Here is a 12847-nt window from a genome sequence, read left to right on the forward strand (position 1 = left end):
AAGAAAGTATCCGTCACACCGACAGGACGTACGGCACCCCGCTGGCACGGAAATGGCCGACGTTCACGCATTCGGTGCGGCCGATCCGCATGCGGCGCGCGAGCGGCTGGTGGACATGGCCGAACAGCACGTACCGGGGCTGCGTCCGGTGGATCAGGTCGAGCACGGCCTCGCTGCCCCGCTCGAACCGCCGCGCCACCGTGTCGTACAGCAGTTCCGGGACGGCCGGAGGGATGTGGCAGCACAGCACGTCCACCGCGCCGACGGCCTCGACCTTGGCGGCGTAGGCGTCGTCGTCCAGCTCGTAGGGGGTGCGGTACTCGGTGCGCAGGCCGCCGCCCACGAACCCGAACCGCAGCCCGCCGATCTCGGTGACCTCGCCGTCCAGCACGTGGTGGCCGTCCTGGACGTAGTCGCCCCACATCTGCGGGACGTCCACGTTCCCGTAAGTCAGGTACGCGGGCGTCGGCATGGCCGCGAACAGCTCGGCGTACTGGCGCCGGACGGCCCGCTCGATGTGCGGCCAGGCGCCGCCTTCGAGCGAGTCCCACTTCTCCCGGGAGAACGCCCTGGCCTCGTCGAAGCGCTTCTGGGTGCGCAGGTCGATCAGGTGGTCGGCGTCCCGCTGGCCGAACAGGTCGGCGAAGATGCCCTGCCCGTGATCGGAGTAGTCGATGAAAAGGATGAGGTCGCCGAGGCAGATGAGCGCGTCGGCTCCGTCGCCCGCTCGCTTGAGGGCGTCCACGCGGCCGTGCACGTCGCTCACCACATGGATCCGCATGAAACGACTCTAATGGTGCTGGGGCCGTTGTCCCCAAGGGGCCTCACCCGGGGGCGGCGGCGTCCACGAGGGTGCGCCATTCGCCGACGAGCCTGGCGTCTACCGGGGAGTCCCAGCCCCCGTCGGGCCGGACGGCCGTCCCCACGTGGAAGGCCCCGACGCCCGAGGCCGCCAGCACCGCCACGTGCTTGCGGCGAAGGCCGCCTCCGGCCATGATCAGCCCGGCCGACTCCGGACGCCCCGCCGCCCGGCGGACCAGGACGCCGACCCCGGCGTCCACCCCGCGCGGCGACCCGGCGGTCAGGACGGTGTCGAGCCCGCCGCCGAGATCGCGCACCGTCCGCCAGGCCCGCTCGGGGTCGGCGGAGTGGTCGAGCGCCCGGTGGAACGTCCACGGGAGGGGCGCCGCGACGGCCGCCAGCTTGCTCACCGCGGCCACGTCGACCGCGCCCGCGTCGTCGAGAAATCCCAGGACGAAGCCGTCCGCGCCCGCCTCGCGCAGGTTCTCGGCCGCGCGGCGCAGCCGGTCGAGCTCGGGCGCGGTGGTCCGGAACCCGGCGTTGGCCCGCAGCATCACCCGCATCGGCAGGTCGGCGGCCTTGCGGATCTCCGCGACCGCGTCGGGGTCGGGGGTCAGGCCGTCGGCGGCCATGTCGGCCACGATCTCGACCCGGTCGGCGCCGCCGTCCTCGGCCGCGCGGGCGTCGTCGGCGTCCAGAGCGATCACTTCGAGCAACGCCATGGCCGTCCCCGCCCTCACCCGTCACCCAGTCGCACGTCGGTCCTGGTCAAGGCTAGGCGAGCCGGACGCGGGCGCCACGGCGGTGTCGCCGGATTTTGCGCGGACGTTAACCGGGGCCCTCCTGTCAATGCCCTCGGGCAACGTTTGCTACTCATGGGTATCCTTCAGCGGAAGGAAAGCTGTACCGTCGTCCCCGCCGTATGCAGCCGGAACCGAGGAGTGGGCCGTGCGTGAGATCAGCGTCCCCGCGATGGTGGAGGTGCCCGACTCCACCAATCTGACCGATGCGCCCTTCACCCGGGCCACCGAATCGCCGGGCACGATCGTGCTGCGGCGAAAGAGCGGCGAGGCCTGGAGCGCGGTGACCGCGAGCGAGTTCGTCGCCGAGGTCTCCGGGGTGGCCAAGGGCCTGGTCGCGGCGGGCATCGAGCCCGGAGACCGGGTCGCGATCATGTCGCGCACGCGCTACGAATGGACCGTTCTCGACTACGCGGTCTGGGCCGCGGGGGCGGTCGCCGTCCCGATCTACGAGACGTCGTCCGCGCAGCAGATCGAGTGGATTCTGGGCGACTCGGCCGCCAAGGGCGTCTTCGCCGAGACCGACGCCCATCTGGCGACCGTCGCCGAGGTCAGCGGCGCCCTCCCCGTCCCGCCGCTCGTCTGGGGCATCGACCGGGGCGACCTGGCCACCGTCACCGCCCAGGGCGAGAAGGTCTCCGACGAGGCGCTGGAGGAGCGGCGGCGCTCCCGCTCGGGCGGCGACACCGCCACGCTGATCTACACCTCGGGCACCACGGGCCGTCCCAAGGGCTGCGAGCTGACCCACTTCAACCTGGTGTCGACCTCGCGCAACGCCATCCAGGGCGCGATCTCCGAGGTCACCGTCGACGGCAGCTCCACGCTGCTGTTCCTGCCGCTGGCGCACGTCTTCGCCCGGCTGATCCAGGTCGCCTGCGTCGAGGGCGGCATCGAGCTCGGCCACAGCGACATCCCGAACCTGCTGCCCGACCTGGCCTCCTTCCAGCCGACGTTCCTGCTCGCCGTCCCGCGCGTGTTCGAGAAGGTCTACAACGGCGCCGAGCAGAAGGCCGCAGCCGCGGGCAAGGGCAAGATCTTCCACGCCGCCGCCGACACCGCCATCGCCTACAGCCGCGCCCTGGACGACGGCGGGCCCGGCATCGGCCTCAAGCTCAAGCACAAGGTCTTCGACGTCCTGGTCTACGGTAAGCTCCGCGCGGCCGTCGGGGGCAGGGTCGAGTACGCCGTGTCCGGCGGCGCCGCGCTCGGCGAGCGGCTCGGCCACTTCTTCCGGGGCGTGGGCATCATCATCCTGGAGGGCTACGGCCTCACCGAGACCACCGCGCCCGCCACCGTCAACCGCCCCACCGCCATCAAGATCGGCACCGTGGGGCGTCCGATCCCGGGTGTCACGGTCCGGATCGCCGAGGACGGCGAGATCCTGGTCAAGGGCGTGAACGTCCTGTCGGGCTACTGGAACAACGAGGCCGCCACCCAGGAGGCCCTGGAGGACGGCTGGTTCCACACCGGCGACCTCGGCTCGCTCGACGCCGACGGCTACCTGTCGATCACCGGGCGCAAGAAGGAGATCCTGGTGACGGCGGCGGGCAAGAACGTGGCCCCCGCGCCGCTGGAGGACCGGCTGCGCGCCCACCCGCTGATCAGCCAGTGCCTGGTGGTCGGCGACGGCCGGAAGTTCATCAGCGCGCTGATCACGCTGGACGAGGAGGCCCTGGGCCCCTGGAAGGAGCAGCAGGGCAAGCCCGCCTCGATGAGCCTGGACGAGCTGCGCCGCGACGCCGACCTCGTCGCCGAGATCGAGGCCGCCGTGTCCGAGGCCAACAAGTCGGTCTCGCACGCCGAGGCGATCAAGAAGTACGAGATCCTCGGCGTCGACTTCACCGAGGAGGCCGGGCACATGACCCCGAGCCTCAAGGTCCGCCGCCACGCCGTCATCAAGGACTTCGCGCCCGAGATCGACGCCCTCTACACCTGACGCCCCCGGGTGGTGGGCCACCGGACCCGGCCCACCACCCCGAGGTCACAGCGCCGCGACGGCCTCGGAGACGGGTACGTCCCCGTTCAGGAGTTCGAGCGTCCGGCGGGTGACGCCGGGCGCGGCCAGCAGCCCCGCCACGACCAGGGCGGTGTCGTCCCGCGTCACCTCGCCGCGCCCGAGCATTGGCTCCCCCAGCCTGACCATGCCCGTCCCCGCGTCGTCGGTCAGCCTGCCGGGACGCAGGATCACCCAGTCGAGCGCGCGGGCCCGCAGGTCGTCCTCCGCCTCGCCCTTGGCCTTGAGGTACGCGCCCCAGACCTCCTCAAGCCCCGGGGACGGGTCGCTGTCGGCGCCCATCGCGGAGATCTGCACGAAGCGCGGGACCCCCGCCCGCTCGGCCGCCTCGGCCAGCAGCACCGACGCCGCCCGGTCGACGGTGTCCTTGCGCGCCTTCCCGCTCCCCGGCCCGGCCCCCGCCGCGAACACCACGGCGTCCGCCCCGGTCAGATGGTCGGCCAGCTCGTCGACGGACGCCCGCTCCAGGTCGCACACGACCGGGCCCGCCCCCGAGCCCCGGACGTCGTCCCCGTGGTCCGGATTCCTGATCAGGCTCAGCACGGTGTCCCCCCGCGCGGCCAGCACCCGCGCCAACCGCAGAGCGATCTGCCCGTGGCCCCCAGCGATCACAACATTCATCCCCCGATCCTAGGCAGCCCCCCGTCCACGAACCCCCTGCGCTCGGTAACCCCCAGCCGATTTCCGGCCAACGTCGGGACGGCCCGTCCCTTGGTGGGTTCGGGACGGGCCGCGCTCGGATCGGACGGGTCAGCAGCGACGGCCGGAGTTGATGCAGTTGACGGCCTGGCGCATCAGGTTCCGCGGCATGAGGTTCTCGAAGTCGGCGTGGTCGGTGACCGGGTCGTGCCCCTGCTCGGGGAAGCTGTCCACGGCGAAGGCCAGCGGCTGCGCGGGCAGGTCGTAGGTCAGCGACATCTGCAACTTCGGCACCGCCCGAGTGCCCTGAGGGCACTGGCCGTTGCGGTCGGGGAAGCGGATGTGGTCGCGGTGGTTGGCGCTGTCGGTGTTCTGGCCGTCCCAGCAGCTCGGGAACTCCAGGATCCGCTGCACCCGGCTCCCCCGGGGGCACAGGGGGTAGTCCTCGGTCAGGACGCGGTTCTGGCCGGTGCAGGACCACTGCGCACGGGCGTTGGCGTCGCCGTTCGTCCCGGCCTTGGCGTCCCCGGTGATGGCCCGCAGGAACGTGGGCATCGCCACGACCTTGCTGCGCGGGTTGCCCAGGAAGTTCATGCCGGCCGATGACGGCTGGACGATGCGCCCCACGTTGCCGTCGGCCTCGCTCTGCTCGGCCTGGTCGGAGTCGTCCTGCTGGTTCCTGATCCGCATCACCGGCCAGAAGTAGGTGGACTTGTCGCCGTTGGCGCAGGTGGTCCCGGCGGCGGCCAGGCTCTCGTCGGTCGAGAAGCCGTCGGTCGACAAGTTGCCGACATAGTCGTGGATGTGGTGGGCGCCGTTCTGGACGCCGGGCGCCACGATGAAGTTGTCCGGGTTCGCGTGCTGGTTCTCGTTCGTCCCGCACTGCGAGGTGAACGAGCCCCGCGAGCCCTGCCGTCGCACCCGGTTCTGGTTCTTGCGCTGGCCCTGCTGGATCGGGACGAAGTCGTTCGCGTCCGGCCCTTCCTTGACCGCGTTCTGGTCCTGCTGCTCCTCGTTGTTCTGGTCGTTGTCGCCGTTGTCGTTCTGGTTGTCGTTCTGACCGTCCTGATTGTTGTTCTGGCCGTCCTGGCCGTTGTTGTTCTGGTCGTTGTCGTCGCCTTGGTTGTTCTGGTCGTTGTCGTTGTTCTGGTCGTTGTCGCGGCCGTCGTCGGGGTCGGGGGCGGCGTTCAGCGTGTAGGTGACCGCCGCGCCCGCGGGGGCCTCGGTCGCCGCCGCGACCAGCGCCAGCGCCGAGAGGACGGCGGCCATGCCTTTCTTTCTTCCCATGGAGTTCTCCCTGGTAGGCGGGGGTGGAAAGACCCGTCAGGAAAGGGCCGGTTCGGTGACGAGCCCGGTGCTTTCCAGGAGTGTCATATGCGTGTTCACGTATTTCAGGCAGCGTTCGGCGAAGGCCCGGACCTCGGCGTTCTGAGTTTGGGCCCTGACCTTGGCGATGAGGGCGAAGACCTTGCCGTGCGCGGAGCGCAGGCGCAGGACGAACGTCCGGTCGAAGTCGGCGCCGAACTCGCCCGACATCTCGGCGAGCCAGCCCTTCTGGCTGGCATTGGGCTCCGACGGCAGGATCACGCCCAGCCGCTGGGCGGTGCCCCGGACGTCCTCGTCGAGCTGCATGTGCTGCTCGGCGATCATGTCCGCGATCTCCTTGACCCTCGGGCTGGACGCCCGCTGCTGGGCCTGCTGGCCCGCGGGGGTCTCCCAGAGCCCGGCCTGCCTGACCTTGCTGACCAGGTCCCGGTCGTCGGCCGAGAGCGGCCCGAACCGGGTCTCGGTCACGCCGCCCCGGGTCTCGCCGTCGGCCGGGACGCCCGGCGGGCTGAGGACGACGAGAAGCGCCGCCGCGACCGCGACGGCGGCCGCCATGAGCGTGAACAGCTGTCCGCGTCCCGGTCTCGGCAACCTCCGCGCCGTCGCGGTGCCGTACGACTTCCTCAAGGGACCCTTCCTCCTTTCCGCGACTGTCGGCAGGTAATACGCAACCCGCGGGCCGACGGTTCAGACAATGGCCGCGAATTTTCTTCTCCGCGCCTTCGAAAAATGGCATGCATTCACCCGGCCACCGGCTTTCCGGCGCACCTGAAGGCGATTTCCTTTTTCAGGGGCGGCGGGCGGGGCTCCTCGGGACGCCGGTGATGACGCGCAGCGCCAGGGCCGGGCACATCGCCACCGCCCGCTGGACGTCGCGCTCCATCCAGGGCGGGATGTCGGTGCCCAGCACGACGGGGAACCCGTACCGGTCGAGCTGGATCAGCTCGGGCACGAGGTAGGCGCACAGGCCGTGCCCGTCGCAGCGGCTCCAGTCGATGGCCACCTGGCCCTCGTCGCCGGTCGGGACGGGCAGCGGCAGCACGCCGAACACCGGCTGTCCGCAGCCGCCGCCGATCCGGTGCAGCTCGATGTCGGCGGCGAACGCCTCCAGCGCCGACAGCACGAACCTGGCCGTCCCGTCGGGATGGCTGCAGGCGCCGCGGCCGCGTCCGATGCCGGCGGCGCGGCGCACGTCGTCCAGGCCGCCGGAGCCGTCCGCCAGCGCGTTGAGCGCGCGGACCACGTCGGGCAGCCCGAGCCGGCAGGGGCCGCACTGCCCGGCGGACTGCGCGGCGAGGTAGGACGCGATCCGGGTCGTCTCCCCCAGCGGGCAGGTGCCCTCGGTGAGCGGCAGGACGATGCCCGCGCCGACCGTCCCGCCGACCGCGCGCATGCCCCGGCGCGACAGGACGGCGCGCGCCGCGTCCAGCGGGCTCAGCCACATCCCGTGGTAGCCGCCGACGAGCACGCCCTGGGCGGCCGAGACCTCGCAGTGGTCCAGGACGGTGCGCAGCGACGTCCCGAACGGAACCTCGACGACCTTGGTGCCGCCGACCGTGAGCAGCGTCGTGCCGGGCTCGTCCTGGGTGCCCGCGGACGCGTAGAGGTCGGCGCCGAGCGAGGTCAGCACCGCCAGCTGCGCGAACGTCTCGGTGTTGGACAGCAGGGTGGGGCACCCGTCGACGCCGGACTCCGCGACGCGGACCTTGCGCCCGGGCGGGATCGGGGTCTCGCCGTTGACCGCGCGGACCACGGCCCCGGCCTGCCCGGAGATGAAGCGGTCGACCAGCCGGACGACCCGCGCGGGCATCCTCCGCTCGGCGATCGCGGCGCGGATCGAGCGGGCCGACTCGTCGTCCTCGACGGCCACCACGATCCGCTGGGTGCCCAGGGCGGACGCGGCGATCGCCGCCCCGTCCAGGACCAGGTGCGGGGCCCGGCTCAGCAGCACCTTGTCCTTGCGGCTGCCCGGCTCGCCCTCGGCGCCGTTGACGACCACCACGGCGTCCTCGGCCGGACGGCGCGCGCCGGCCTTCTCGCCGGGGAGCAGCGTGGTCGAGCGGGTGATCTGCGCGGCGACGGCCATGAGCTTGCGGGCGAAGGGGAACCCGGCGCCGCCGCGTCCGCGCAGGTCGACCTGTTCGGCCATCGTGACGAGGTCGTCCAGGGCGGGCGTCTCCAGCTTTCCGTGGACCGCCAGATGCCGGTCGAGGTCGAGCCGGTCGAATCGGTCGAAGCCCAGCGTGAGGCGGGGGCCGCCGATCCCGGTGACCATGACGGTGGGGCTCATCGCGTCATCTCCCGGTCGCGGACGCCCGGCGCCTCGGACGGCGCGCGCCGGTCGGCGCCGGGGCCCTGGATGATCTCGTCGGCGCGCCGCACGTCCCGGGGACGGGCCACGACGACGAGACGGGTGAGCAGGGCGAGCGCGACCGCGCCGCCGCAGAGCACGTAGCTGAGCGTCACCCACGCCGGGGCGGGACGTCCGGCGGTGAGACCGTGCATGATCGCCATCGGCCACGAGAGGTAGGCCAGGGCGTGCGTCGTCCGCCAGACCCACGGGTTGCCGCCGAACGCGAACCTGGCCCGCAGCATCCCGGTCGCCACGACGAGGATCATCAGGTCGAGCGCCAGCGCGCCGAGCCCTACCGGACCGGTGCCGGGCACCACGATCTGCGACGGGACGGCCAGCCCGCCCAGCACCTTCACCAGGACGTGCGCGATCAAGGTCGACACCGCCAGAACGGACGCGGCCCGGTGGACGCCCTGCGCCAGCACCCGGTGCCGGATCCGCAGGATGAGGCGCTCGGTGGCCAGCAGCCCGCTGACCACCGCCGCCGTCATCGCGAGCAGGGCGAAGACGCCCGCGTAGTACGAGAGGAAGCGCTGCACGTCGCCGGTCATCGCCGCACCGGCCGGCGTCGCGGCGCCCACGATCACCAGGATCGCGGCCGCCACCACGGCGCGCAGCGCCCAGACCGGCACGGCGGGTTCGTCACTGCTGGTCGTTCGCACGAGGGCTCCTGTTGTCGTTGGTGGCGTCCTTCGGCTTCTCGTTCGGCCCCGGGGCGACGGGACGCCGCTGCCCGGGCAGCGGTGGAAGGGCCGAGCCGAGATTGGCCAGCGGGGCCCCCAGGAGCACCCGCGTGTCGCCTCGCTCGGCGTATCCGATCGCGGGATCCGCCCGCTCGCCGAATCTCCAGCCGCCGATGCCGGCGCCGTTCATGGAGACCTCCGCGGCCCCCCGACGCAGCGAGAACTGCACGAGAGCGCGTGGCGCGGGAGCGCCGCCGCAGGGACGTTCGGCGCCGGTCCGTCCGAGCGGCTCGCCCCGCCGGACGACGCTGCCGCTTCGCAGCTGGGTGACGCCGCGCATCCGGTAGTAGAGGCTCGAGACACCGCTGCGATGCACGATCATGACCAGTGCCCGTCCGGCGCCGTCGCCGCAGAACCGGTACAGGCGTCCGTCCCCGGCCGACTGGACCTCCCCGTCGCCGCCCCAGAAGGCCAGCGCGCCGAGGGGACGGCCCTCGCCGCTGGGGGCGGCGCTGCCCATCGTCCAGTCGGTGCCCGGGCTCCAGGGCAGCATGAGCCGATCGGTGCCGCGCGCCGCGTTCGCCGCGGCCTGGGAGGCGGTGGCGAAGTTGTAGCGCGCCAGCGCCGCCGACTCCGACGGCGACATCATCGAGACCGGCATCCGCGAGAGCAGGTTGGCGAAGACCGCGGTGCCCGAGAGCGCGGCCGTCCAGCGTCCCTCCGTCCAGCGCGCGGCGAAGAACGCGAGCTCGGGCGGCGCCGGGCTGCTCTGCGGGACGGGGATCGCGGTCGTCCCGAAGGCCCAGAGGCGGTCGGGGCTGAACCGGTCGGTCCGCACCAGCGGCGCGCGCTCGGGAGCCGCGCCGTAGACCCGCCGCGCGACGGTCCCGCGCTGCTCCAGGGTGATTCGCCGGATCTGCGACGTCAGCGCCTGCGCGTCGGGAGGCGTGGACGTCGAGGGAACCGGAGGCCGCGACTGCCCGGGCCGGGTGGAGGGCCGGGGTCTCGGCCTGCTCACCGGCGACGTCGGCGTCTGGAGCACCAGGTCGTTCCCGGCGGGCCCCGGAGTGCCCACCGGTGTGCCCTCAAGGAGCGCACGCTCCACCACCGCCAGCAGCGAGAGCCCCACGACCATCGAGAACACCAGCGCGCCGGTGCTCAGCCGATCGGTGGACCCACGCGACCTGGACCGGTGCCGCCTGCGCTTGGGGAGCCGCGCGGGTGGCGAGAGCCGCGGCGGCTGGCGCCCGTGAAGACGTTCATCGGGCGTCCGGACCGGCGGCGCGGGCTGTCGCCGTCCCCGGCGTCGCCTTCCCTGCCGCGGGCGTGCGGGCGGATTCGCCCACGAAGAAGCGCGCGCCGATCGTCGGGACGCGTGCTTGTTGTCGTGTCGCGCCATGCCCTCTCCTGTTGAGGAGACGGAGCACTCGGCGAAACGGGCCGTGGTCCGTGCCGCCAAGGCCGCACGGAACCCCGACCGGGGACCGGACTGAGACAGTGGAACACCGCCCGGAGCCCGCTCTGCCCCTCGCGATGTTCACGGAAAGCCCCTCGCGAGGCGATCCGACAACCCCGGAGCATACGCCCCGTCACCGGGATTACTACAAGCCGATGACGAAAATTGCAGAAGAATCCCATTCGAACCCCGGATTTCGGTCACCAATGGCGAAACGCGGCCCGGCCCGAGGCCAATACGCACACGCCCTCGTGAAGGTTCATGATCACCAGAACTCGCCATTGCCGAAGTGCCCGACTTAGCGCGATCTCAGGGACCCCTTAAGCCAGGCATAACGGGCACCCTGCGGTCCCCGGGACGCCCTAACGTCAGGGGTGCCATCGGCCGCGACACACGGAGGGGGTGCCTCGGTGAACGTCACTCTTCACGGGGAAGCCCACTCCTCCTCCGCCGCGTCGCCCCCGCGGGCCGGGGTCGCGCCCGGTCTTCCCGTCCACGCACGCACCGATCCGGCGCCGCCCGTCCGCAACGGCGCGCCCGCCTCCGGAATCTCCCCCATTCAGGGCGCGGGACCGGCGGCCACCGGATCGACGGGCACCGGCGTGGAACTGGTCTCCGGGAACACCGGCGCGACCTCGTATTCAGCAAATCCCGCCCATCGGCCACCGAGTCCGAGGTGAGCGTCCCGCCCTCGGCGCGGAGGCGGGACGCTCTCCTGGGGCCCGGACCCATACCGTCCGCGCTCGGGTGCGATGGAATCGTTACCGTAAGTCATGAGGGCCAGGAGAGAGGCTCTCTAGGCTCGGGGTGTGCTTCGGAGTCTGGTTTCACTGGGCGTTTTTGGGGTCGGGGTCGGGGCCGGGGTTCCGGCGGCGGAGGCCGCGGGACGGGGTGAGGCGGTCTACTTTGTGCACGGCGTCCAGTGGGACGAGAGCGCGGACTGCGAGGCCACGTGGAAGGACGCCAAGCGGGTCGTCCGGGCTCGGGGGTTGAGCGGGGCCCTGGTCACCTGGGGTTATTACCGGGGGGACACTCGCTGTACTTATCGGGTGGACGGGACGCTCGACACGGGCATCGTGGAGCTGGGGCGGCGGCTGGCCTGGGACGTCTATCTGCGCCACTCGCGGTACGGGCGGGCGGTGGACGTCGTGGGGCACTCGATGGGCGGGCTGGTCGCGGCGGCGGCCGTGGCGGGGGTGCGGGAATACGGGGGCGGCGCTTGGCCGCCGTTTCTGAAGGTTCGTGATGTCGTGACGCTCGGGACGCCCTTCGGGGGCGTCACGTGCTCGTCCGAGCGAGTGCAGTGCCGAGACCTGCGAGCCGGGAGCGGATTCCTCCGGTGGCTCGCCGCCCACCAGAACCCGCAGGGACGGGGCGGCACCGATTGGACCCTCGTCGGCGCGCACGACGATCGGCGGGTCGGGATCAGGTCGGCGCTGGGCGGCAGGGCCCGGCACAAGGTGGCGTATCTGCCCAAGCAGCGCATCACCCACTACAACTTGCACCATCTGGCGGGCGACGGGCGCTGGCGGTTCCGCTACACCAACGACGGGGCCAGGACGGTCCGGACGACGTCGAAGGGGGCGGCCCCGTTGCACGTCACCGCCGCGGCGCTCACTTCGGCGGCGCGTTAGGTGCGAGCAGGGCGTCCAGCCGGGACGCCTGGATCTCCCAGCGCCATTCGTCCTCGATCCAGGCGCGGCCCTGGGCACCCAGATCACGCGCCTCGGACGGGTCGGTCAGGAGGTCGACGAGGGCCCGGGCGACCGACGCCACGGAGCGGCCGTCCACGACGAGGCCGGTCTTTCCCGCCAGCACGGCGTCCGGGGCGCCGCCGGAGTCTCCCGCGATGACCGGCAGGCCCGTGGCGGACGCTTCCAGGTAGACGATGCCCAGCCCTTCGACGTCCAGGCCGCGGCGGCGGGTGCGGCAGGGCATCGCGAAGACGTCGCCCGCGTCGTAGTGGGCGGGCAGTTCCTCCCACGGGACGCTGCCGGTGAAGATGACGGAGTTCTCCACCCCCAGATCGGCGGCGGTCTTCTCCAGGGCGGTCCGGTAGGGGCCGCCGCCCACCAGGAGGAGGGCCGCGTCGGGGGCCTCCTTCAGGACGCGGGGCCAGGCGTGGATCAGGGCGTCCTGGCCCTTGCGGGGCACCAGGCGGGAGACGCAGATGGCCACGGGACGGTCCGACAGCCCGTAACGCAGGCGCACCTCCGCTCCCCCAGCGCCCGGACGGAACACGGTCTCGTCCACGCCGGGAGCCAGCCTCGCCATACGGGCGGTGGCCTCCGGGGAGAGAGCCGTGGCCATACGGGAGCGGGTGTACTCCCCCAGATAGGTCAGGACGTCGGTGCCGTCGCCGATCCGGCGCAGCAGGGTCCGTGCCACCGGGAGCGAGGCCCAGCCCGCCTCGTGGCCGTGGGTGATGCCGACGATCCGGGCGGCGCCGCGTTCCCGCAGCGCGGGCGCCAGCAGCCCGAGCGGGGCCGACGCCCCGAACAGGACGGAGTCGCACCCCTCGGAGCGCAGGATCTCCCCCGCGCGGCGCAGGACGGACGGCTCGGGCAGCATCAGCGAGGCGCGGTGCCGCACTACGGGGAACGGCTGCCCGGCGTCGAACGCCGCCGCGCCCTTCCAGGACGGCGCGTACACCACGACCGAACCCGGGGGACGGCGGAGCGCGAGGTTGTGCACGAACGCCTGGATCCCGCCCGGCCTCGGCGGGAAGTCGTTGGTCACGACGAGAGTCTTGGTCATGTCATCCCCCAGGCTACG

General features: G+C 72.4%; 11 protein-coding genes. 2 read left to right on the forward strand and 9 right to left on the reverse strand.

The window, feature by feature from the left end:
* Positions 1-13: 13 nt before the first annotated feature.
* On the reverse strand, positions 14-781 hold the full coding sequence (locus tag ACQPY4_RS27585) for a metallophosphoesterase family protein (protein ID WP_433325572.1): 768 nt from the start codon (positions 779-781) through the stop codon (positions 14-16).
* Between the two features lie 43 nt (positions 782-824).
* On the reverse strand, positions 825-1523 hold the full coding sequence (locus ACQPY4_RS27590; RefSeq protein WP_433325574.1) for a copper homeostasis protein CutC: 699 nt from the start codon (positions 1521-1523) through the stop codon (positions 825-827).
* Positions 1524-1749: 226 nt separating this feature from the next.
* On the opposite strand from ACQPY4_RS27590, the gene ACQPY4_RS27595 reads away from it, so the two are divergent.
* Positions 1750-3537: an AMP-dependent synthetase/ligase gene (locus tag ACQPY4_RS27595; protein WP_433325576.1), complete on the forward strand. Its 1788-nt coding sequence runs from the start codon at positions 1750-1752 to the stop codon at positions 3535-3537.
* A 45-nt stretch (positions 3538-3582) separates the two neighbouring features.
* Here ACQPY4_RS27595 and ACQPY4_RS27600 read toward each other — a convergent pair whose 3' ends face one another.
* From ACQPY4_RS27600 to ACQPY4_RS27625, 6 genes are all read right to left on the reverse strand, one after another.
* Positions 3583-4236, reverse strand: coding sequence for an SDR family oxidoreductase (locus ACQPY4_RS27600; RefSeq protein ID WP_433325578.1), 654 nt, complete (start codon positions 4234-4236; stop codon positions 3583-3585).
* A gap of 129 nt (positions 4237-4365) precedes the next feature.
* Entirely contained in the window at positions 4366-5541 is a 1176-nt protein-coding gene (locus ACQPY4_RS27605) for a DUF1996 domain-containing protein (RefSeq protein WP_433325580.1), read from the reverse strand.
* A gap of 36 nt (positions 5542-5577) precedes the next feature.
* Positions 5578-6207, reverse strand: coding sequence for a DUF4142 domain-containing protein (locus ACQPY4_RS27610; protein WP_433325582.1), 630 nt, complete (start codon positions 6205-6207; stop codon positions 5578-5580).
* Positions 6208-6367: 160 nt separating this feature from the next.
* Positions 6368-7870: a ferredoxin gene (locus ACQPY4_RS27615; protein ID WP_433325584.1), complete on the reverse strand. Its 1503-nt coding sequence runs from the start codon at positions 7868-7870 to the stop codon at positions 6368-6370.
* Positions 7867-8595 (reverse strand): hypothetical protein, encoded by a 729-nt coding sequence (locus ACQPY4_RS27620; protein WP_433325586.1) that lies wholly within the window; start codon positions 8593-8595, stop codon positions 7867-7869. The genes ACQPY4_RS27615 and ACQPY4_RS27620 overlap by 4 nt, the downstream gene beginning before the upstream one ends.
* On the reverse strand, positions 8576-9760 hold the full coding sequence (locus ACQPY4_RS27625) for a hypothetical protein (RefSeq protein WP_433325588.1): 1185 nt from the start codon (positions 9758-9760) through the stop codon (positions 8576-8578). The genes ACQPY4_RS27620 and ACQPY4_RS27625 overlap by 20 nt, the downstream gene beginning before the upstream one ends.
* 1121 nt (positions 9761-10881) lie before the next feature.
* Here ACQPY4_RS27625 and ACQPY4_RS27630 point away from each other — a divergent pair.
* Complete coding sequence (locus ACQPY4_RS27630) at positions 10882-11706, forward strand: hypothetical protein (RefSeq protein WP_433325590.1); 825 nt, start codon at positions 10882-10884, stop codon at positions 11704-11706.
* Here the strand turns inward: ACQPY4_RS27630 and ACQPY4_RS27635 are convergent.
* The gene (locus tag ACQPY4_RS27635) at positions 11687-12829 is read right to left on the reverse strand and encodes a glycosyltransferase family 4 protein (protein WP_433325592.1); all 1143 of its coding nucleotides are present in this window, start codon (positions 12827-12829) and stop codon (positions 11687-11689) included. The two genes, ACQPY4_RS27630 and ACQPY4_RS27635, sit on opposite strands and share 20 nt — an antisense overlap.
* Positions 12830-12847 lie beyond the last annotated feature (18 nt).

Source organism: Spirillospora sp. CA-294931, from assembly GCF_050946795.1.
Classification (GTDB): Bacteria; Actinomycetota; Actinomycetes; order Streptosporangiales; family Streptosporangiaceae; genus Spirillospora.